This window comes from Agrobacterium sp. LEGMi-208b (genome assembly GCF_059511785.1).
In genome coordinates, this window is sequence record NZ_CM183446.1 from 2,080,953 (window position 1) to 2,102,496 (window position 21,544).

19 protein-coding genes and 2 pseudogenes are annotated in these 21,544 nt (G+C 58.5%); 9 read left to right on the plus strand and 12 right to left on the minus strand.

Features of this window, described 5'->3' with window-relative positions:
• Positions 1-67: 67 nt before the first annotated feature.
• Positions 68-574 carry an RNA polymerase sigma factor gene (locus AC5YUO_RS24020; RefSeq protein ID WP_269343182.1) on the minus strand — a complete coding sequence of 169 codons (507 nt, stop codon included), beginning with the start codon at positions 572-574 and terminating at the stop codon, positions 68-70.
• A 197-nt stretch (positions 575-771) separates the two neighbouring features.
• Positions 772-1,920 carry an ROK family protein gene (locus AC5YUO_RS24025; RefSeq protein WP_496155524.1) on the minus strand — a complete coding sequence of 383 codons (1,149 nt, stop codon included), beginning with the start codon at positions 1,918-1,920 and terminating at the stop codon, positions 772-774.
• Positions 1,921-2,065: 145 nt separating this feature from the next.
• Between AC5YUO_RS24025 and AC5YUO_RS24030 the strand changes: the two genes are divergently transcribed.
• From AC5YUO_RS24030 to AC5YUO_RS24055, 6 genes are all read left to right on the plus strand, one after another.
• The gene (locus tag AC5YUO_RS24030; protein ID WP_496155525.1) at positions 2,066-3,295 is read left to right on the plus strand and encodes an extracellular solute-binding protein; all 1,230 of its coding nucleotides are present in this window, start codon (positions 2,066-2,068) and stop codon (positions 3,293-3,295) included.
• An 84-nt stretch (positions 3,296-3,379) separates the two neighbouring features.
• A complete protein-coding gene (locus AC5YUO_RS24035; protein ID WP_496155526.1) occupies positions 3,380-4,420 on the plus strand; it encodes an ABC transporter ATP-binding protein in 1,041 nt (346 codons plus the stop codon).
• Complete coding sequence (locus AC5YUO_RS24040; protein ID WP_496155527.1) at positions 4,420-5,274, plus strand: ABC transporter permease; 855 nt, start codon at positions 4,420-4,422, stop codon at positions 5,272-5,274. Before AC5YUO_RS24035 ends, AC5YUO_RS24040 begins: the two co-directional genes overlap by 1 nt.
• Positions 5,274-6,137, plus strand: coding sequence for an ABC transporter permease (locus AC5YUO_RS24045; RefSeq protein ID WP_496155528.1), 864 nt, complete (start codon positions 5,274-5,276; stop codon positions 6,135-6,137). The genes AC5YUO_RS24040 and AC5YUO_RS24045 overlap by 1 nt, the downstream gene beginning before the upstream one ends.
• 46 nt (positions 6,138-6,183) lie before the next feature.
• A complete protein-coding gene (locus tag AC5YUO_RS24050; RefSeq protein ID WP_496155529.1) occupies positions 6,184-7,080 on the plus strand; it encodes a glycerophosphodiester phosphodiesterase family protein in 897 nt (298 codons plus the stop codon).
• Positions 7,077-7,862, plus strand: a complete 786-nt coding sequence (locus AC5YUO_RS24055) for an inositol monophosphatase family protein (RefSeq protein WP_496156558.1) — start codon at positions 7,077-7,079, stop codon at positions 7,860-7,862. The genes AC5YUO_RS24050 and AC5YUO_RS24055 overlap by 4 nt, the downstream gene beginning before the upstream one ends.
• 63 nt (positions 7,863-7,925) lie before the next feature.
• Here AC5YUO_RS24055 and AC5YUO_RS24060 read toward each other — a convergent pair whose 3' ends face one another.
• Positions 7,926-8,675 (minus strand): SDR family oxidoreductase, encoded by a 750-nt coding sequence (locus tag AC5YUO_RS24060; RefSeq protein WP_496155530.1) that lies wholly within the window; start codon positions 8,673-8,675, stop codon positions 7,926-7,928.
• Between the two features lie 92 nt (positions 8,676-8,767).
• Here AC5YUO_RS24060 and AC5YUO_RS24065 point away from each other — a divergent pair.
• A pseudogene (locus tag AC5YUO_RS24065) lies at positions 8,768-9,698 on the plus strand (AraC family transcriptional regulator).
• A 56-nt stretch (positions 9,699-9,754) separates the two neighbouring features.
• Here AC5YUO_RS24065 and AC5YUO_RS24070 read toward each other — a convergent pair.
• The 3 genes from AC5YUO_RS24070 to AC5YUO_RS24080 all read right to left on the minus strand — a co-directional run bounded on the left by AC5YUO_RS24070 (position 9,755) and on the right by AC5YUO_RS24080 (position 11,370).
• Positions 9,755-10,318, minus strand: a complete 564-nt coding sequence (locus tag AC5YUO_RS24070; protein ID WP_496155531.1) for a flavin reductase family protein — start codon at positions 10,316-10,318, stop codon at positions 9,755-9,757.
• A gap of 11 nt (positions 10,319-10,329) precedes the next feature.
• Positions 10,330-10,665, minus strand: a complete 336-nt coding sequence (gene fdxA, locus AC5YUO_RS24075) for a ferredoxin FdxA (RefSeq protein ID WP_065116941.1) — start codon at positions 10,663-10,665, stop codon at positions 10,330-10,332.
• Between the two features lie 105 nt (positions 10,666-10,770).
• Positions 10,771-11,370 (minus strand): superoxide dismutase, encoded by a 600-nt coding sequence (locus AC5YUO_RS24080; protein ID WP_496155532.1) that lies wholly within the window; start codon positions 11,368-11,370, stop codon positions 10,771-10,773.
• Between the two features lie 409 nt (positions 11,371-11,779).
• On the opposite strand from AC5YUO_RS24080, the pseudogene AC5YUO_RS24085 reads away from it, so the two are divergent.
• Positions 11,780-11,989: pseudogene (locus AC5YUO_RS24085) on the plus strand (bile acid:sodium symporter family protein); the annotation flags it as partial.
• A 126-nt stretch (positions 11,990-12,115) separates the two neighbouring features.
• Here AC5YUO_RS24085 and AC5YUO_RS24090 read toward each other — a convergent pair.
• Positions 12,116-13,171 (minus strand): aldo/keto reductase, encoded by a 1,056-nt coding sequence (locus AC5YUO_RS24090; protein WP_496155533.1) that lies wholly within the window; start codon positions 13,169-13,171, stop codon positions 12,116-12,118.
• Positions 13,172-13,336: 165 nt separating this feature from the next.
• On the opposite strand from AC5YUO_RS24090, the gene AC5YUO_RS24095 reads away from it, so the two are divergent.
• Positions 13,337-14,242, plus strand: coding sequence for a LysR family transcriptional regulator (locus AC5YUO_RS24095; RefSeq protein ID WP_496155534.1), 906 nt, complete (start codon positions 13,337-13,339; stop codon positions 14,240-14,242).
• Between the two features lie 100 nt (positions 14,243-14,342).
• Here the strand turns inward: AC5YUO_RS24095 and AC5YUO_RS24100 are convergent, their stop codons facing one another.
• The 5 genes from AC5YUO_RS24100 to AC5YUO_RS24120 form a co-directional block, all read right to left on the minus strand.
• Positions 14,343-15,128 carry a 2-keto-4-pentenoate hydratase gene (locus tag AC5YUO_RS24100; protein ID WP_496155535.1) on the minus strand — a complete coding sequence of 262 codons (786 nt, stop codon included), beginning with the start codon at positions 15,126-15,128 and terminating at the stop codon, positions 14,343-14,345.
• A 352-nt stretch (positions 15,129-15,480) separates the two neighbouring features.
• A complete protein-coding gene (locus tag AC5YUO_RS24105; RefSeq protein ID WP_496155536.1) occupies positions 15,481-17,244 on the minus strand; it encodes an ABC transporter ATP-binding protein in 1,764 nt (587 codons plus the stop codon).
• 596 nt (positions 17,245-17,840) lie between these two features.
• On the minus strand, positions 17,841-19,001 hold the full coding sequence (locus tag AC5YUO_RS24110) for a DegT/DnrJ/EryC1/StrS family aminotransferase (RefSeq protein ID WP_496155537.1): 1,161 nt from the start codon (positions 18,999-19,001) through the stop codon (positions 17,841-17,843).
• A 701-nt stretch (positions 19,002-19,702) separates the two neighbouring features.
• Positions 19,703-20,503, minus strand: a complete 801-nt coding sequence (locus AC5YUO_RS24115) for a metallophosphoesterase (RefSeq protein WP_496155538.1) — start codon at positions 20,501-20,503, stop codon at positions 19,703-19,705.
• 54 nt (positions 20,504-20,557) lie between these two features.
• Positions 20,558-21,268, minus strand: coding sequence for a 4'-phosphopantetheinyl transferase family protein (locus AC5YUO_RS24120; protein WP_496155539.1), 711 nt, complete (start codon positions 21,266-21,268; stop codon positions 20,558-20,560).
• Between the last annotated feature and the right edge of the window lie 276 nt (positions 21,269-21,544).

A 21,544-nucleotide genomic window follows, 5' to 3' on the forward strand; every position in this document is an offset into this window, starting at 1 on the left:
GTTGCGTGCTGATGTGTATTCCTTTTCCCTTATAGAGTGAAAAAGGATGCGAACACCTGATGTCGGTTTACATTTTTATTTGCGCGCGGACCTGACGGCAGTGCAGCAGCGCCTTGATGATGTGTTTTTCCACCATGTTGCGGGAAATGCCGAGCCGGACGGCGATCTCGCCATTGGAATGGCCATGCAGACGGCTGAGCACGAAGACCTGCTGGCAACGTTTGGGCAGGGCCTCGATGGCCCGCGCCATTAAAATAAGGTGCTGTCGGCCGGCGACGATCCGTTCCTGTCCGGGGTCCTCGCAGGCGACGGCAAAACCCGCCTCGTAAGGGGCGAATAACGGCCGCTCGCGCGACTGGCGGATGACGGTCAGGCGGGCGACGGACCGGGCGATCTGGAAGAGATAGGCCTGCGGATTGTCGATCAGCGTTGCATGCGAGACTTCCAGCGCCCGCAACAGGGTTTCCTGCATGGCGTCGGCGGCGTCTTCGCGGTTCTGCAGCTGCCGGCGGAAAAACCGCATCAGGCGGTTTTCTTCCTTGGCATCGAGAACCTCAAACAGGGCTTTGCTCATCAATCGACCCGGTGGCGTATTGGCTTGGCGCATGAGGCGGGCGGAGGCACCGCTTCATGTCAGAATAAACATGATATTTGTAATCATGTTTATCGCCTTCGGATGCAAGCTGCCAACCAGTAAAAAACCGGGGGCGAAATCAGGCTCACGTTTCCGTGATGATTGTTGCGGGATTACATCAGGCCGCTTGGGCTGACCTAGAGGAAATAGCGCACCCTGAGCGGCAGCAGCGCAGCACCGATGGCGGAGGGATCGCCGACCGTCTCGCTGAGAACCAGCTTCGCTTCCTTTGGTCCGACACCATAACGATGTTCGCGCTCTGACGGCATGTGCGTGCGTTCGATCATCATCTGGCCAAGCGCGCGCGGCAATTGCCCACCGAAGACGATGGCCTGTGGATCGAGCACCGCGATGAGGCTCGCCACCAGCCTGTCCACCTGCGGCATGGTCTCGGTCAGCCATTCCTCGACGCCTGGCCATGCGGGGTCGAACTGCTGATAGAGCGGTTCGATCGAATGGATGTCGACGCCGTTTCTCTGCAGGGTGGCGATCAGATATTGCAGGGCAGGGCGTTTCGGCGATTCATCCGGGCTGTATATGCCGCTGAATTCGCCGGCATTGCCATGAAAGCCGTGAAACGGCTGCCCGCCAAGGATCAGCCCGCCGCCGAAACCATAGTTGAAGGACAGATAGGCGAAGGTCTGGCACCAGGAGCCGACACCGCGAAGGCTTTCGCCGATCGCGCCCGTAGTGGCGTTGTTCTCCAGCCAGACCGGCAGGTGGAACCGTTTCTCAAGGATCGGCTTCAGGTCCATCAGCGACCAGTCGCGCAGGGGCTCCGGCGCATTGAAGGCGCGGTCCTCAGATACGAAGAAGCCGGACATGGAAAAACCGAGGCCAAGCAGGCGCTCGCGCGGGATGCCGTGTTCCAAGAGCTGCCTTTCGAGGGCCTGTGACAAGGCCGCCAGCGTCTCCTCGCGGTCCCCCGGAAGCATCTTCAGTTTTTCCTCGACAATAACGTCGCAGCGGAAATCGGCGATGCAGATGACGACGGAGTCGGTGTTGATGGAAATGCCGAGCGAATAGGCTGCCTCCGGCACCAGCTCGATGGTGGGGCTCGGCTGGCCGCGCGTGCCCTTGAGCGGCGCGCCGGTTTGCAGAAGCCCGCGCTCCAGCAGGCCTTCGATCAGCCGGTGCACGGATTGCTGCGTGAGGTTGGTGTGGCCGGTGATCGATGCACGGGCAATCGGGCCGTGACGGCGCACGATATCCAGAATGAGACGCTCGTTTTCGCTGGCAAGCGGCTGGCGGTCGAAGGTCCGGTGCGGCGTCTGATCTGTGTTCATGGCCTTGGATAACGGCTGCGCGGGGCGGCGGCAACACGGGCCACCGGTTTGCGACAGCATTTTTCACTGGACTGTCACAAATATTACACTTAGAGTGTATTAATAAGGGGCCGGTCAACAACGGGTCCCCAGGAGGAACCATTCAATGCGCATGAAATTTTTTGCGATCGCCGCGCTTGCGCTGGCGACGACGGCAGCGCCGTGCCTATCGGCTGACAGCAATATGAAAAACCTCGACTTCGATCTGTCGAAGGTCACGCGCGACAATTTCTACGACATCGTCGTTCCCGCCGCCAAAGCCGAGGGCACGGTGACGATGTATAATTTCGCCGGCAGTTTCGCCGACACGTGGAAGGAGCTGATCACCCGCTTCGAAGCCAAATATGGCATCAAAGTCGCCTATAGCGACGTGAAGGGCGACCAGGCGAACCAGCAGCTGATCGCGGTTCAGGCGGCAGGGCAGGATTCGCCGGTCGATGCCTATTTCGCCGGTGGTGGCAGCTATCCGCTGCTGTCTGCCAAGGGCGTTGTCGGCAATATTGCGCTGACGAAAATCCTGCCGAACATGGTCAATTACAATCCGGAAATGGCCGAAACCGTTTTTGGCAAGGCGCATGGCGGCAGCTTCCCGCTGGTGCATCTCAACCAGACGGCTATCGGTTATGACTCTGCCTTCGTGAAGGCCGAGGATGTGCCGAAGAGCTTCGAGGACCTGCTGGTCTGGGCGGAAAAGAACCCCAAGCGGCTTGGTGTCACCCTGCCGGCCAAGGGCGGTTCGGGCGGCGGTTTCATCTATTCGGTCGCGCTCAATTATCTCACCGGCGACTGCCGTGCAAAGCTCACCGACTATAACCAGACGCTGCAGCAGGCCGAAGACTGGGCGATGGAGTCCGAGTGCCTCACGCCTGTCTGGGATTATTACCGCCGTCTTCTGGCCGTGGCTGAACTGACCAACGGCAATGCCGATACGCTCAATCTCATCAATAACCAGCAGCTTCACATGGGCACCGTCTGGGAAGATCAGGTCATGAGTTTCCTCGGCACCAAGCAATTGCCCGACAGTTTCCGCGTCACGCTTCTCGAAAAAGGTCAGGTCGGCTCTGGCGACGCCATGTTCGTGCCGGCTAACGCCAAGAACGTCGCCTCCGCACTGCTGCTGATCGATATGGCGATGAGCAAGGAGTTCCAGCTCTGGAAGCTGGAAAACAAGGCCTCCCGTTCCCCCCGCGCCGATGTCACCAATGACCTGATGCCGAAGGCCGTGCAGGAGCATGTGCTGCCGCAGAGTGTCTATCCGCGCCTGTCGCTGCCGGCTTTCTGGGACATGTCGACAGCGCTTGCCGAAGCGCTCGATGAAAAAGTCCTCAACCAGTAACGCCATCAGGATGAACGGATCGTGCGGCCGCAAGTGGCTGCACGGTCCGGAAGCCTTGGTCAAAAAATATGAGGGAGGCTCGTCATGAGTGAACTCGAGATCAGCAATATCAGCAAGGATTATGGCGCCAGCCGGGCGCTTCATCCCGTGTCGATCACCGTGGAACGGGGCGAATTCGTCACCATTCTCGGGCCCTCCGGTTGCGGCAAGTCGACGCTTTTGCGCATCCTCACCGGCATCAGCCAGCCTTCGGGCGGCGAAATCCGGCTGGGTGGCAAGCGCATCGAACAGGCACCGCCGGAAGCGCGCGATATCGCCATGGTGTTCCAGTCCTATGCGCTTTTCCCGCATATGTCGGTCGCCAAAAACCTCGGCTTCGGCCTGAAGATGAAGAAGGTCGCGAAGGACGAGCGGGTCCGCCGCATCGCCCATGCGCTGGAAATCTGCAATCTTGCCGGTCTGGTGGATCGCATGCCGCGGCAATTGTCCGGCGGCCAGCAGCAGCGCGTGGCGCTGGCGCGCGCCATCGTCATGCAGCCGAGCCTGCTGCTGTTCGACGAGCCGCTCTCCAATCTCGATGCCAAACTCCGCGATACGCTGCGCCATGAGCTGACCGAGCTTCACCGCCGCATCGGCGCCACAAGCCTTTATGTGACGCATGATCAGGCCGAGGCCATGGCGATGTCGGACCGGATCGTCGTCATGAATGCCGGCCGGGTGGTCGAGATCGGCACGCCGCTTGAGCTTTACCGCGCGCCGAAACACGCTTTTACCGCCGGTTTTCTCGGCCAGACCAATCTTCTGCCCGTCTCCGCCGAGGGCCAGCAGGCGCAATTGCCCTGGGGCCAGCCGGTGATGCTGGATCGGGCGGCGGCCGGCAATGTGCAGATTTCCGTTCGCCCGGAAAACATCTACATCCGCGCCGATCAGGCCGGTGCTGGCACGGTTTCCGCCGTTTCCTTCATGGGCGCCAATGCGCTCTATACGGTTGAGATCGGCGGCCGCCAGATAAGGGTCAGCCAGTCCGGTGCGGAAACCCTGATCGACGCCGGGCAAAGGGTCGCGCTGCAGTTTCCCGGTTCGGTCCATCTTCTCGATGACAGGATGGCGGGGGAGGCGGCATGATGGCCGGGCTTCTCCGCGACAGGCGCGCCCAGCTTCTTTTGCTGTTGGCTCCGGGGGTAGGCTATCTTCTGGTCTTCTTCGGCGGGCCGCTTCTGTCGGCGCTGATTGGCAGCTTCAGGCAGGAAGATGGCAGCTTCACGCTGATGTTCTACCAGCGGATTTTTAACCGCGCATCGATGATCCGGGGGCTTACGACCTCCATCTATTACGGCGTCATGCCGGTCATCGTCTCGCTTGCGGCCTCGGTGCCGCTGGCGCTTCTGATCCGCAAGAGCTTTCTCGGGCGAAAACTGTTCAGCGGCCTTTACAAGCTGCCGATGGCCGTGCCGGGCATCATCGTCGGCCTGATGGTGATCGTTGTCTTCGAAAGGGGCGGTTTTCTCGACCGGCTGGTCGCGCCGCTGGGGCTGGAACTACCCAAACTGGTGCGCGACGACTGGGGCATCGGTGTCATTCTCGCCAGTGTCTGGAAACAGATACCCTTCATGACGCTGATCATCACCAGCGCCTTTGCCGCCATTCCCGAGGATATCCGTTACGCCTCGCGCACGCTTGGTGCTTCGCGGCTGAAGACCTTCTTCTTCGTGGAGGTGCCACTCGCCATGCCGGGCATCACCGCCGCCATTCTTCTCACCTTCATCGGTTCCATGGGCTCTTACGCCATCCCTGACATCGTCGGCCCGCCGACGGCCCGGCCGCTATCGGTGCTGATGATCCAGGAGTTCAACCAAGGCCGTTTTAATCAGGTCTATGCCATGGGCATGGTTCTGAGCCTCTTCGCCGTCACCGTCCTCATTCTCTATTATTCCCTGACATCCCGCATCGGCCCCGGCCAAAACCGAGGAGACGCATGATGAGTGCCATCACCATTGAACCTGCCACCACTCCCCGCCGCGGCACCTTCACGCCGGAGGACCGGATTTTCGTTTCCATCGGGCTTTATGGCGCGCTGACGCTTGCCATCGCCGTGCCGCTGGCGTTGATGTTCCTCTGGAGCGTTGCCGACGGCTGGTCGCCACCGCTGGTCGTGCCGGAGCATTACACCACGGCGCGCTGGGCAGGCATTCTGGGCGATGCAAGTCTCATCCGCGCCGCGATCAACAGCATCGTCATCGCCATCGTCGTCACCTTCCTGACGGCGGCCATCGCGCTGCCCACCGCCTGGGCGATGGCGCGTTTTCCCTTCCGGCTGAAACGGCTGGTGGAGATTTTCATTCTGGCGCCGATCATCATTCCGGGGCTGGTCGTCGCCGTCGGCATCGGGCAGGTGTTCCTGCTTTTCGGCCTTGCCTATTCGGTGACGGGGGTCATCCTCGTACAGATCGTCGGCACCCTGCCGCTGATGATCCGGCTGATGACGGCGGCGCTGGAGACCATTCCCGACGATCTCATCCATGCCGCCCGTTCGCTGGGTGCGGGCACGGTCGGCATCGTCCTGCACATCATATTGCCGCTGGCTGTGCCCGGCCTTCTCGCGGGCGGGCTGATGTCCTTCATCGGCAGCTTCGAGGAATTCGACAAGTCCTTCATCGTCGGCGCGCCTGTCGTGGAGACCCTGCCGATCAAGCTTTACATGTATCTCGATCCCTATTCGATGCAGCTGCCGCTCGCCTCCATCGTCTCCTTCATCCTGCTTCTTCCCGCACTCGTCGTCTTCATCATCGCCGGCCGCATCCTGCGCGACGACCTGATGGCGGCGGGCATGGGGAAAATCTGATCCGGGCGCTCAAACCCGGTAATTGCAACGTCCGAAAGTGAAAACCATGCACCAGACCCTTGCCACCTCCCCAAAGACCTCCAATCCCTGCGACGTGCTCGCACTCTGCTCGCGCGACAATCCGGCCATCCTGACCGTCGCCCATCGCGGTTTCTGGACGGCCACCGCCGAAAACTCGCTCGCCTCCGTCCGCGCCGCGGTTGCGGCCGGTGTCGAGATGATCGAGATCGACACGCAGGCGACGGCCGATGGCCGGCTGGTCGTCATTCACGACGAAACGCTTGACCGCACTACGACGGGCAAGGGAACCGTGAGCGCGCTGCCCTTTGAAGTGGTTCGCGCAGCGAAGCTGAAGGCCGGTGCTGGTGGTGACGGCGCTGGTGTGACCGATGAATGTGTGCCGACGCTGGAAGAATTGCTGGAAGAGGCGCGCGGCAGGATCACCGTCAATATCGACACCAAATTTACCCGCGATCTGCCGCAGGTCATGGAAACCGTGCTGCGGCTCGGCGTCGAGGATCAGGTGCTGGTGAAAACCGATATCGATCCTGAAGCTGCCCGTTTCGAGGTGCTGGAGACCGACTGGTTCGGCAAGATCCCGCATATGCCGATGTTCCCGGTGAGAAAGGGCAGATTCGCCGAGGATCTGCGCCGCATCGAGACGCTGAAGGCGCCCATGATCGAGGTGAAATTTGCCGATATTGCCGATTTGGCCGAAGGCCGGGCCGAGATGGAGCGTCAGAACATCCGCCTGTGGATCAACTCGCTCGATGTGTCCCATTGCCTCGATTTCAACGATACGCGGGCGCTTTCAAACCCCGAAGCCGTCTGGGGTGCTCTTGCCGAGGCGGGCGTGGGCGCGATCCAGACCGATGAAGTCGAAGCCTTCACCGGCTGGCTGAAGACGGGCGCCGGCAAGACGGGCAGGGCGTGGACACGATGAGCGAGCGTCTCGACCGCGCCGTCGCCATCGTCGAGGAAGCGATGGGCCTTGCCCTTCGCTTTTTCGAGGCGTGCGACGCCATTGCCACCCGAACGAAGGGTTTTCAGGATTTCGTCTCGGAAGCCGACACCACGGTCGAGAGGTTCGTCCGTGACCGTCTGGCGGAAGCCTTTCCCGGTGAGACGGTGCTGGGCGAAGAAATGGGCGGCGTGGCCGATGACGCCTACTGGATCATCGATCCCATCGACGGCACCGCCAATTTCCTGCGCGGTTCGCCGCTCTGGGGCATTTCACTCGGTTTCGTGCGGAACGGGCGTCCGGAACTCGGTGTCGTCGCCATGCCGGTGTTCAAGGACATTTATGCGGCGGCGGATGGAACCGGGCTGATGCTGAACGGCAAACCGCTTGCCCGCCATGTGCCCTTCGAGGCTGTGCAGGTCATGTCGCTCGGCGACAGCGCCGCCGCCGATGCGGAAGAAGTGGCGGCTCTGAATGTCGGGCTCAGGCATGCGGGCTGGGTGGTGGAGTCCATCCGCTCCACATCGATCGGCCTTGCCTTCGCGGCACGCGGCATCTTCGACGGCCATCTGCAGAAGCTGACGACGATGTGGGATATCGCCGGCGGGGTTGTTCTGGCAAGGGAGGCCGGTCTGGATGTCCGCATCGGAACCCGGCCCGGCAGCGGTATCCCCTGGGTCGCAGCCGCGACACCGGCGCTGATGACGTTGACGGAAGGGCTCTGGCCGGAAATCAGGCAGAAACTGCCGGCAGAACCCGTGTGAATCTTCTGAAAAGCAGAGGCCGGGTGCTCTTCAGGCACTCGGCATCCTGCTGCTTTCTGAATCTCAGTGTTTGCGGGCGAGAGCAACGGCATCCGCGCCCGCTGGAAAGTGGAGCTGTCCCGAGGTGTCATGCACCGCGCCCCAGACCGCTTCGGCAACGTCGGTTTCACGGGTCGTCAAGGCCGGTGCTGCAAAAGCCTCGAGAACCGGCCTTGCGAAGGCCGCGTAATCATCGGGAAGCAGCTGCTGGAGTGGCAGAATGGCATTGTTCGTGAAACCGGTTGTCGGGGCATAACCTGGCTCCACCAGCTTCACGCCGATGTTGAAATGAGCCAGTTCATGCGCGAGGGAACCGGTAAAACCCTCGATTGCCTGCTTGCTGGCGGTGTAAGCGGCGGCAAGCGGGAAGGAAGCAAGCGTGACAGTGGACGTGACGTTGACGATGGTGCCGGACTGGCGCTTTCTCATCTGCGGAATGACGGCCTGCGTCATGGCCATCACACCAAAGCTGTTGGTGTCGAAGATCGTGCGGATTGCCGACATCGGCGTTGCCTCAAAGGCGCCGACCATGCCGATGCCGGCATTGTTCACCAGAACGTCAATCGGGCCGGCGGCATCGATCGCCGCTGCAATGCTCTCCTCGTCCGTCACATCCAGCGGCAGCACGCGCAATCGGCCGGTATCGCCGGTGAAGCGGGCAGCACTCGGGCGCCGCATGGTCGCGATAACGTTCCAGCCGCGTGCGAGGAACAGTTCGGCAATCGCTTTGCCGTAGCCCGACGATGTGCCGGTAATGAGGACGGTGTTGGTCATCTTAGGTCTCCTTTGTTGATGGGCAGGAGATAGACGGTCCGGAATGGATGATATATGCTCAAATGACTGTTATTTGTTATTGATCGTCCAATATGGATCCTTTGAGCGATATCGTCGACCTTTTTGCGACCCAGCGCCGCCGTCTCGAAGCCGATTTCCGGTAAGGGCAGATGGGGAGTGCGCTATCGCGCCCATGATGCACCGGGTTTTGCGCTTGTTCTGGCCGGGGCGGCCTGGGTGATGATGGAAGGCCGGGAGCCTCTCCGGTTGGGATGTGGTGATTTCCTGCTTTTGGCCACAACGCCCGCTTTTTCGCTTTGCAGTGAGACTGACGTGGAATGTGTTCCGGTCGAACCACAGGATCGGCCCGTCCGCCATGGCGAACAGGGGGGTGTGCCCGATTTTCTCGCGCTGGGCGGAAGCTTCACGTTCGAACGTATCAACGCTTCGCTTCTCCTGTCGCTCATGCCCGGTCTGATCTACGTGCCTGCGGCGGAGAAGGGGGCATCCCGGCTGGCGCGGCTGATCGAGCTATTGTCTGAGGAATGTGCAGGCGAAGATCCGGGCAAGGAACTGATCATCCGGCGCATGCTGGAGGTTCTTCTGGTTGAAGCGCTGCGCCGGCCGGACGCTGGCAATGCGGCAATTCCTGCAGGACTGGTGAAGGGAATGCGTTTGCCGGGGCTTGCGCGCGCCTTATCGGCCATGCATGCGAATGTCCGTGTGGGCTGGACGGTTGCGGAACTGGCGGGCCTCGCCGGCATGTCGCGCTCCGCATTTTCGGCGCGCTTCCTTGAAATGGTGGGCTGCGCGCCGATCGAATATCTGGCCCGCTGGCGGATGGCGCTTGCCAGAGATGCCCTCATGCGCGGCGTAAAATCGCTCGATCATATTGCCGATGAAATCGGTTATGAATCCGCCAGCGCATTCAGCACCGCTTTCCGCAGAAGAATGGGCATTGCGCCAGGAAGCTTTGCCCGGGCACACAATGACGGCCGCCACCATTCTCCGGTTTCCCTCTAGCTGTTGCCATCATGGCAACGATGAGAGCTTTTTCCGGCGACGAAGAGGAAGCAACCTCAGCCGCCTTCATTCGTACCGGTATAGTCCCGCTTGTTCCAGAGCAGGGCCCTACGCCGCGGATCGGACGTCGCTTCGACGATGGCGCCGACGAAGAGGATGTGGTCGGCGGCATCGATGGATCCGACGAGTTCGCAATCCATGGATAACAGCGCATCGGCAAGCCTTGGGCTTCCCGAAGGCCAGACATCCCAGCCGCCGACGGAAAACCGGTCCGGCAGGTTTCCTTTTCCGGCAAATACGTCGGCAATTTCCTCCTGTCCTCTGGCCAGTGCGGAAACCGAGAAGCGCCGGCTTGCGGCGATGAGATCGACCATGCGGCTGCTGGCGTCGATGGAGACGATCAGAAGCGGCGGTTCCGCGCTGAGCGGCATGAAGGAGGTGATCGTGCGCCCGATCCGCTCACCCGCATGGGCGGCGGCGGCCACTGCGACGCTGAAGGTGAGGCCGGCCATCGCATCCTTGAACTCACGCGGTGAGATCGTCGGGGAGGTGGAGGTCTTCAGCGGAATATGCGCGTGATTGACGACACCGCCATCGATCAGCCTAAGATTATGAGACATGCAGTGCCGGGCTAACCGCCCGCTCCCGGATTTTTCGAAAAAATGGAAAACTTGGCCGCGGCGCCATTCATGATGTCGGCATTGTCGGGCGGCGTCCTTTTCTGGTGCACGCGGGGCCAGATGCCGGAATAATGGCGGTTGAGGTCGAGCCAGACATGCAGCCCCGCTTCGGTATCCGGCCGGATCGCCGCGGCGGGACATTCGCGCTCGCAGATGCCGCAATCGATACATTGGTCGGGATGGATGACGAGCATGTTCTCACCTTCATAAAAACATTCGACCGGGCAGACCTCCACGCAGTCCATGTATTTGCAGGCGATGCAGTTTTCGGTGACGACATAGGGCATGGGAATGCTCGAATGGAGTTGCAGCCGGACGGCGGTTGTCCGGCTGCGCCTGACCCGGCGGGCCGCTCAAGGGCAGCGGGACCGGCCGGATCGGTGGGGCTCAGATCAGAGACGGGCGGCGACTGCCTGCCAGTTCACCAGATTGTCGAGGAAGTTCTCGACATAGGCCGGACGCTTGTTGCGGAAATCGATGTAATAGCTGTGTTCCCACACATCGCAGCCGAGAAGCGCCTTCTGGCCGAAGCACAGCGGGTTGACGCCGTTTTCCGTGCGGGTGACCTTCAGCGTGCCATCGGTATCCACCACCAGCCACGCCCAGCCCGAACCGAATTGCGAGGCGCCGGCAAGCGCGAAATTCTGCTTGAACAGCGCCACCGAACCGAAAGACTGCGTCAGCGCATCTTCCAGCGTCTTGGGCATCGCGTGTTTTTGTGGCCCCATGATTTCCCAGAAGAGATTGTGGTTCCAGTGCTGGGAGGCATTGTTGAAGATGCCGGACTGCGCCACCGCGCCCTTCTCATAGGCGCCCCGCACGATGTCCTCGAGGCTGCTTTTCTCCCATTCGGTGCCTGATATCGCCTTGTTGAGATTATCGACATAGGCCTTGTGATGAAGATCATGATGAAACTTCAGCGTCTCCTCGGACATGCCTGAAGGGGCGAGGGCATCATGGGCATAGGGGAGGTCGGGAAGCTGGAAAGCCATGGGGGTATTCCTTTGTCACTGTTTGCTCAAGAGCATGGAAAAAGCCTTGCGGAAACAAGGTGACAATACTTCTAGGACCTCAATCACGGTTTAGGTCAAGCGGTTTTTTCGCGCTGTGTCATGCGCGCCGGTCAAAGTAACGGATGGATGTTTCGGAGTGCGAAAGTTCACCTTTCGCGATTTGAGGCTGGCGTTTTCACGGACACATTGTCGGTCTCGGCGGGCTATACGGTGCTTGATGTCGATTATTCGGACGACGGTTATGTTTTTGATTCCCGATTGAGTGGGCCCATGCTCGGGCTGACTTAACGGGTCTGACCAATCGATGCCGAACCAGAGCGTCTTTTCTGCCGAGCCTCCGGCTTCGTCATGAGGAAGCAGAGTCGGGTACTCGCGGCGAAGGCAACGGGGGCTCACGCTTGCCAAGCGCAAAGCCATCGCAATCGAGGTGGGCATGCAGAATTCGGGACTCGGTGCTGCACTCGCTACCGCCTATTTTTCGCCTCTCGCTGCCGTTCCGAGTGCCATTTTCAGCGTCTGGCACAATATATCGGGCACCATTCTGGCAAACTGGTTTTCGGGGCGGGCGGAACAAACCTCTGGAAGCAAGGCGGTCTGAACCTCCTTGCCGTAAGATCACCCGCCGCCAGGTAAGTCTGCCAGCCGATCGCCCTGTCAAAAAGATGCGGGGAAGCCCGGCCGCCCAAGGCAGGGCAGGGCCGCGTCCGTCCCTATCGCGTCCCGCTCAAAAGGACGCGTTCTGGTGCGTCACAGTCGGTGGATTAAGCTGCGCAAAACCCGCCTGCCGCTGGTACGGGAAATGCGGATAGGGCGCCGTCGTCTCACTCGCCTCGTCCAGCCTTGCCACCTGCGCAGGCGTGAGCTCCCATCCCACCGCACCGAGGTTCTGGCGAAGCTGTTCCTCGTTGCGGGCGCCGATGATGACCGTGGAAACGGTGGGGCGCCGGAGCAGCCAGTTAAGTGCGACCTGCGGCACGGTCTTGCCGGTGTCTTGCGCCACGGCGTCCAGCGCATCGATCACACGATAGAGATGCTCGTCGTCCACAGGCGGGCCGAAGCTGGCGGTCTCATGCAGGCGGCTCCCTTCGGGCAACGGCGTGCCGCGGCGGATTTTCCCGGTGAGGCGTCCCCAGCCAAGCGGGCTCCAGACCATGGCGCCAAGACCCTGATCGGCGCCGAGCGGCATCAGATCCCATTCGTAGTCACGGCCAATCAGCGAATAATAGACCTGATTGACCACATAACGCGGCCAGCCATAACGATCCGCAACGGCGAGCGATTTCATGATCTGCCAGCCTGAAAAATTCGAAACGCCGATATATCTGACCTTGCCGGAGCGGACGAGTATATCGAGCGTCGACAGCACTTCTTCAACCGGTGTGAAGGCATCGAAGGCATGGAGCTGGAGGATATCGATATAATCGGTCTTCAGCCGCCGCAGCGCATCTTCCACCGCCCGCAACAGCCGAAAACGGGAAGAGCCGGCATCGTTCGGCCCATCGCCCATCGGCAGGCTTGTCTTGGTCGAAATCAGAACGCCGTCGCGCCGACCGCTTATGGCTTCGCCGAGTACCTCTTCGGATGCGCCGTTGGAATAGACATCGGCCGTATCGAACAGATTGACGCCGGCCTCCAGGCAGATATCGACAAGACGCCGGGCCTCCGTGGCATCAGACGTGCCCCAGTTGCTGAAGAGCGGGCCAGTGCCGCCGAAGGTTCCCGTGCCGAAGCTCAAGACGGGCACCTTCAGGCCGGATTTGCCGAGGGAGCGATATTCCATTGGGGCATTCCTTTCATGCTTTGTGGTCGTGCCGCGCCCTGCCGTTCATGCGTGACGGTGCGGCAGTGTCGGGCGCCGATGGCCTGACCGCACTCTGAAGATAGACGCCATTACTCACATGAAATAGAATGCCGAAAATACTATCACTTATGAGATGAAGTCATCATGGCGCGACTGGAGATTAATCGGGCAGGGGAGATGGAAATCTTCGTGCGGGTCGTCGAGCTCGGCGGTTTTTCCCGCGCGGCCGCGGCGGCAAACATGACGCCTTCTGCGGTGAGCAAGCTCATCGCCCGGCTGGAAAGCCGGCTTGGCGCGCGTCTCCTCAACCGCTCCACCCGCCAGCTTCAGATAACGCCGGAAGGATGCGCCTTCTATGAAAGGGCCACCCGCATCCTCGCCGATCTCGAAGAGGCAGAACGCGCCGCCGGAGAGGGCGAAAAGCCCATCGGCCGCGTGCGGATCAACACCAGCGCGTCTTATGCGACCCATATTCTTGCGCCGATCCTGCCGCGGTTTCTCGCGCTTCATCCGGGTGTTACGCTTGATATCGTCCAGACCGATCTGGTGGTCGATCTTCTTGCGGAGCGCATGGATGTCGCGGTGCGCGCCGGGCCTTTGAGGAGTTCAAGTCTCGTTGCCCGGAAGCTCGGTGAGACAAGGATGATCATTGCCGCCGCCCCGGATTATCTGGAGCGCTGCGGCGTGCCGCAAACCATTGATGATCTTGAAGTGCATAACCGCCTTGCGCTTGGATATGCCCGGTCGACCGATGGCTGGCCGCTGCGAGAGAACGGCAAGACCGTCGTCATTCCCGCAACGGGGCGTGTGCAGGTCAGTGATGGCGAAGGCCTTCGCCGTCTGGCGCTTGCCGGTGTCGGGTTGGTGCGCCTTGCCGCCTTCACCGTAAGGGAGGACATCGCCGCCGGCCGACTGGTCTCAGTGCTCGATCATCTCGATATGGGTGAAACGGAAACGTTCCACGCGGTTTATGTCGGCCAGCGCGGGCCGCTGCCCTCACGCATCCGGGCGCTGCTCGATTTTCTCGGCGAATATGGGCGGGTGAAGTAACGCAACGCAAAACGGGCGCCGACGATTTGATCGGCGCCCGTTTGCGGGTCAGGATCGGTAGTTCGGGAAAGGTGAGTGCCCCTCCGAGGGGGCTGGCGGCTTATTCCTTCGGGCCTAACAGGGTGAAAGCGCCAACCGCTTCCAGCACGATGTGTGTCTCGCTGGAAAGCGTGCCCGGCAGCGCGCCGCAGAGGCTGCCTGTCGTCACCACTTGGCCGGCCTTCAGCATATCTCCCATGTTGAGTGCGGCATTGGCAAAGGCGAGAAGCGGCGCCAGCGGATCGATGTTCGGGTGTTTCACCGTGGCATTGAAGAGTTCTTCCGATCCGCCGGTGACGATGAGCCGGGGCAGGGCATCGCCGTTGGCGGCAAAAACCTCCACGATGCCCTTGTCCACCTCAGGACCAATGGCGAAACCATGGTTGGCGAGGCGATCTGCCAGAAAAAGCGGAAAGGGGACCTGATTTTTCTCTTCCAGCCTGTAGCGTAGAAGTTCGACACCCAGATGGACCTTGTCGATATATTCCATCAGATCCGTTCTGCTCAGCCGCCCTTGGGCTACGGCAGGGATGTCGGCAGAGAGCGTAAAGCATATCTCGACTTCGATGCCTTCCGTGCTATCAAGCGGAAAGGAAGCGATGTCGGCATCGTTTACCCGGCAGCAATCAAACATGGGCGCCGCGACCGCTTCGCCATCCGGGCGGATCGCCAGCTTCCAGCCGGCAACCGGTCTGCCCCAGTATCCGGCAAAGTCCCGCTGAACCGCCATTGCCTCTGCCAGCGTGTCCGGAACCAGGCCCTCAGCTTCAAGCGCTGACAAGGAAATTCTCGCACCCTCCCGGTTCGCCTTTGCAAAACGCTCCGCCAGTTTTTCGATCGCCGTCATTCCGCTGATGTCTCCTGATAATCTCATGCGCCGAATGCTGTCACGATTTGGCGTTGTCTGCCAAGGCCATCAATGTCGAGTTCGACCAGCCGTGCAGTTTGCGAAGCCTAGGAGGGAGGAGGGGCGATCGCCGTCGCCATTCGTTGAGGAAAGGAGGTTGTCAGAACCATGAGCGTTGCTGCATCGCTGACGCGGCTCACGGATAAGCGAGTAACGGAGATATCGCCGCTTCTGGCGAGGGCTGTGAGCGATATGAAAATTGCGTGGTAGCGCAGGGTGGGCGACTTTGAGCCCTTCGCTCGAGTATTATGAACAAATTCGGGCGGCGAGGCCGCCCGATTTCATTTGCGGGTTAAGCGACGTCTGCATCGAACTGGATGCTGTGAAGCCGCTTGTAGAGGCCATCATTTGCCAGCAATTCACGCCGGCTGCCCTGCTCGACCACTTCACCATTGTCCATGACAACGATCTTGTCGGCGCGGTTGATGGTGGAAAGGCGATGGGCAATGACGATGGATGTCTTGTTGAGTGTCAGACGCTCCAGCGCATCACGCACGAGAGACTCGGATTCGGAATCCAGTGCACTCGTTGCTTCATCGAGGATCAGGATATCCGCGTCTCGAAGCATTGCGCGTGCAATGGCTACACGCTGCCGCTGACCGCCCGACAGGCCCGAGCCGTTCTCACCGAGCCTCGTATCGTATCCATCCTGCATCTTCATGATGAAATCATGCGCATTTGCGGCCTTGGCTGCAGCGATAATCTCCTCCTCCGTCGCATCGTCGCGACCGACAGAGATGTTGTGCCTGATTGTGCCGGAGAACAAGAAGGTTTCCTGGCCGACGTAAGAAACATGCTCTCGCAGGCTGGCAAAGGAAACATCGCGCAGATCCATGCCGTTGATTTCAACGGAGCCGTTCTGCGGGTCGTAAAGGCGCATCATGAGGTTGATGATGGTCGATTTGCCACTGCCGGAGGGACCGACCAGCGCTGTCATCTTGCCGCCTTCGAAAAGGACGCTGACGTCCTTGAGAACCGGCTGGCCGGAAACATATTCAAAGCTGACGTTCTTGAGTTCGACATCGCTGCTAGCCTTGGGGAGCGGCACGGCATCCTTTTTCTCGACGAGCGTCAATGGAGCGTCCAGCACCTCAAACATCATGCGCACACCAATCATCCCGCTTTCAATTTGTACACGCATGCGCGCCAAGCGTTTTGCAGGTTCATAGGCCAGAAGCAGGGCTGTGATAAACGCCATCAGGTCACCAGGAGAGCCGCCCTTTTCGAGGACGGTATATCCAGAAACCGCAATCACGACAGCTATTGCCAGGCCAGAGAGGGTTTCCATGATGGGGCTTGTCGCTGCTTCGAGCTTGGCAATTCCATTTGAGCGCTGCTCCACATCCGTAACGGCCCTGTTCATACGTTGACGCATCAGGTTTTCGAGCGAAAACGCCTTGATGACCCGAACACCGATGCTCGTTTCCTGTACGACATTGACGATTTCGCCGATAGAAGCCAACTCCGCTTCCATGATCTTGCGTACCCGTCGCAATACCAAACGGACGCTAAAAATGGCGAGCGGACCTATAATCATGGAGATCGCACTCAAAAGGAAATTCTGGGCGAACATGACAATGATCAGCCCCAAAAGAGAAAACAGGTCTCTTACGAAGGACGTGACGATCGTATCAATCACGCTACGCGCTGCTTGCGCATTATAGGTTACACGCACGAGCAACTCAGAAGAGGGCATGTTCTGAAAGAAAGACACGCCCTGCTTCAACAGGCGGTCGTATATCTTGCGTTGCTGCTCAGCAACAATGCTGTTGCCAGCTTTGCTCAAATAGAAGCTTTGGAAAAAAGTGGCGAAGCCTTTGATGATGAAAATCATCGCTACGGCAAACGCGATTTCCAGCACAACGTCGAATCCGCGTTTCAGATAGACGCTGTTGACGATATCGCGCATGATCCAAGCGCTGAGCGATGTCGTTAGCGCAACCACCAACATCGCAACGATGGCGACGGAATACCAGCCAACATGTTTCTTGAAATTCTCTTTAAACAGTCGCGCCAGCAACTTCTTGTCGTCCGCCGACAAAAACGATCCGATCACGGAAAAATCCTTACTTAGGGTCGACGCTGGGATAGCCCGACAATGCATATACAGCCATCAGAGGTGCGATTTTCGCTGCCCTCGCTCGCTAGTTAATATACATACCTCTTATTGCGCCGCCACACGGGCTCTCATCTTGAGCTCATTCGCATAGCGTTTTGCCTCGTTGCGGCTAGCAAATAGTGTGGTGGGAACAGACTGTCAATATTTTGCTTGGAGGTACTGGAAAACCTTCGGGAAGTTGGCTGCAGACGGACGTCTTCTAGCGACCAAAGATTGTTTTTTAAAGGCAATATGCGGTTGCTGGAAGGATTGTCATGATGCGCCCTTAAGACATATGCCTTGGGGGAGCTGAATGAGTGCGTAATCCTCACCGGGGTGGAGGTCGAAACTCATAGCCTGCTCGGTGCCCGAGCTTTGAACTGACGGTGCAGATGATCCAATGAGTTCGGGGCCGTCTTGTCCGGGAACGTCGTGCGGATCGGATTTCCGGCAGAGGCAAAAGGCGTCGCCGTAACCTCACAAGCGACGCTCAAAAATCTCAATAACCTAAGGCAGCATACATGTTTGGGGTGACGCGAAATTTCTCGTTGAGATCAGGGCCGACCGTGAAACACATCAGCAATCACTGATAGAGCATCCTCGCTCACGCCGCTGTGGAAAGGCAGGCAAAGCACACGAGACTTAACCTCCGTCACATGCGGCACTGACCGCGTCGAGACGATTTGGAGATGTCGATAAGTCTCGAAATCGGTGCAAATCGGGTGGAAATACTTCCGTGCAAAAATATTTCGAGCCTTGAGCGCATTGTAAATGTCATCACGGGTTTTGCCGTACCGTGTTTCATCAATGATGAGCGGGAAATACTGCTCGGAACCGTCCACGCCTGGCTGCAGAAGTTGCGTTTGCACGCCATCCAAGCCCGCAAGCATGTCGCAATAACGTTTCCGCAATTGCCGGCGTTTGGCCTTTTCACCCACCATGGCACGCAAGTTTAAAAGTCCAACCGCGGCCTGAACTTCATTCATCTTTCCATTGATGCCAACTTCGACGACTTCTTCCTCGCTCTTAATTCCGAAGTTGCGTAAATAATATATTCTCTCGCGGTCTTGCGCGTTCGGCGTCGCGATCAGACCACCTTCCAGCGTATTGAAGAGCTTGGTTGCGTGGAAGGAAAAAATAGAGGCGTCGCCATAGCGGCTAATTGGAACGCCATTTTTGGTCGCTCCGAATGCGTGGGCAGCATCATATATGACCCGTAAATCGTGCTTCGCTCCAATCGCGGCAAGGGCCTCTACCTCGCAGAGTGTTCCGTAAACATGCACGCCGAGGATGGCGGAGGTGTTTTTAGTGATGGCCTGCTCTACCGCTTCTGGATCAAGGGTCAGCGTGCCCGGCAAAACATCTGCAAAAACCGGCTTCAATCCATTCCAAGAAATGGCATGGGCTGTGGCCGCGAAAGTCATTGGTGAGGTGATGACCTCGCTGCCCGGCGGCAGATCAAATAATTTTAAGGCAGTGATAAGACCGATGGTGCCGTTATTAAACAACATTGCGGTGTCTACGCCCAGATAGGTTTGTAACTCCGCTTCAAGCTGCTGATGCAATGGTCCGTGATTCGTAACGTGCTTTTTTTCCCATATCCGCTGAAGCATAGGCATCAGCTCGCTCAACTCCGGCAAGAGCGGCTCGGACACGAACACTGGGGCATTGAGCGATCGAATATTATTCTTTTCTTCAGGCACAACTTGGACCATTATTCTAGTGTTCTCTGCTATATTCCGCCTCACAGCGGTTATTATTCATCAATTGGAGTAGCCAAAGTCCACAAATGGCAACAACAGAGTCTGACAGGCTACTCACTACATTTACGGATGCCTAACGCAACCCGACGCAGAAGGAAATAGAGTAGACAAGAATTACGTCTAAAAAATCACCGGTTCGACGCTTTTGCTCGCCGGACACGTTTCACGGTTTCATCCACGCTGTCGCAAAACAAAGAGGATCATTTGCCGAGGCGGGTAACGGTTGCATTCTCACCGTCTCGAAACCGACATCAAGAGTTTCTGCGACCGGAAGAAAATCGCGGCTGTCAAGCGACCGCGTCAAAAGAGCCGAGATTAGGTGCTTGATCCCAGAATTCGATGGTGCGGTCTTTCGGCACCTGCCGCGTAGACTTCCCGGCCGTTCAACTTCGCCGAAAAGGCCCTTGTCCCGCTAAGTCGACGATTGTGATCGCACTTTGATATTTCAAGCGAAACGAAGTGTGCCGTGGCGGATGGCGTCGATCGCAAGCCGCATGTGCGGAACCGGACTGGGGGGCGATTGGGAGCACTCGTTCCTATCGGGAGCTCCAAAAGCAGATGCGTTCGTTCCGCATGGCTGGGTGCCGATTTTCCCAATCGAGTTTGATTTTTATGAGTTAGGGCGACATTGTATGCCCGCTTCAGCCTGTGGGTCATTGATGAATGCAGAGCAAATCCTTGCGGGCAATAGACTGTTCCGAAGGGTAGCCATAGGCATTGTTGATGTATTCGACATCATTGATGGTGACACGTCGGTTGAGATGGCTGTGGCCATAGACATGCAGGCGATGTGGTGCCCTAAGAAGCCGGGCCTGACGATCGATGACTTCGCTGCCTAGCGCAGGATATAGAAAGTGGAATCGCTCCGAGACGAAAGATGGCATCAGGTCGATCCGCGGGAGGAAATGCGAAAAGGAAATAATGGTTTCGTTCTCGACTGACAGGACATGTCGATTGAGATTGAGAAAATAGGCGGCGATCTCCTGCGTGGTCATTTCCGAAGGCCAGCGGCAGGCACGGAAATCGAGCCAGCTTTTCAGCAACTGCTCTTCAGGCGTCCCGAAAGAGTAATCATACCAACCCAGCAGCGGCACAATTGAAAGTGCACCATGGTGAAAAGGCTCGGTATCTATGCCACGTTCTCGCGCCAGCCGTAAAAGATGGTGGAACTTGTCCACGGATGTCATCTCGGTATCGCGGTGCACCCAGAGGTCGTGATTTCCGGGTACGAAGATAATCCCGGCGAATTTTCGCCGCAGTTCCACGAAGGCCCAATCCACAAGCCGAACGTCATCGGAAATGTCGCCTGCAAGGATGAGCAAGTCGGACTGATAATCCTGGAAGGACAGATTTGCGATCCAGGCCCGGTTCTCCTCATAGTCGATGTGGATATCGGAGATTGCAAAAACCCGCATGAAATACTCGCATTCAAAAATATACGGCGTCCTTGCCATCTCGGCGTTACCTAAGACGAAAAGGCGGCTTTACGCTGCCAATTTGAGGACAGATTATCTTTTTTCGCTTCGCCCGACTACGAATAAGGTCAGGATACGGTGGTCAATTTCCCTGAACTGGGCGTTCAACAAGGCGCCGGAGGGGAATTCAGGAGCCAGGTCCCGGTGAACGGTGAACAGTAGTTTTCCAGCCCCCCAGTCAATCTCCAGGACTGACATGGCGTCGAAGCCGAAATAGGCGCCCACGAAGGGATAAACTGCCTTGAAAAAACTCTCCTTTACCGAAAAAATCAGCGTAACGACCTTCTCGGGCGATGTGCTATCGGTGACCAGGTGCAGTTCGTCGTCATTGACAATGGATTTGCGAAGCCGCGCCTGCGTCGCGACGGTGACGACATTTTCGACATCAAGCCCGACAGCCAGATATCGACATGCCTTTGCAGCCGCCGCAACGGCATAGCCATGAGAATGACTGATTGAGCCGACAATGCTTGCGGGCCAGAGAGGCTGGCGGGCAGTGCCTATGCCTATGAGGCCATGAGATATTTTATGTGCCGCAATCGCCATATGTGCGCAGTGACGTCCGGCGATGAATTCGGATTGGCGTTTGGTCACGGCATCGCGGATGAATTCGCCATAGCCTTCATCCAGATGGAGAATGGAGGCTTCAGAAAATCGGCCGACATCGAAACCGGTGTGAAAGACCGAAAGGCCTTCACCGCCCAACCAGTCCACATAGCCGGATTGAAATAAAAACTCGGCCATACTCTACATTCCGCAGCTTTTTTCAGGCACCGCTTTTTCCATGGTTTGTGCCCTTTCGATAAATTGGCGTTTCGTCGCACAGCACGCTGTCCGTTACACATGTAAAGAGACATGCGCCACTCCTTTGATCCCGTGCTTGGCGAAAACCGGACTCCACTCTTTCTCAAGGGAACGCCGTGTGCCACGCTCAGCGCGGAGGTCGACGATGGTTCAGAAGCGGTAGAACGGTCTCAATTAGAAATTTGCGCTCAAATCCGGTCTATCCGGCTTTCCGCA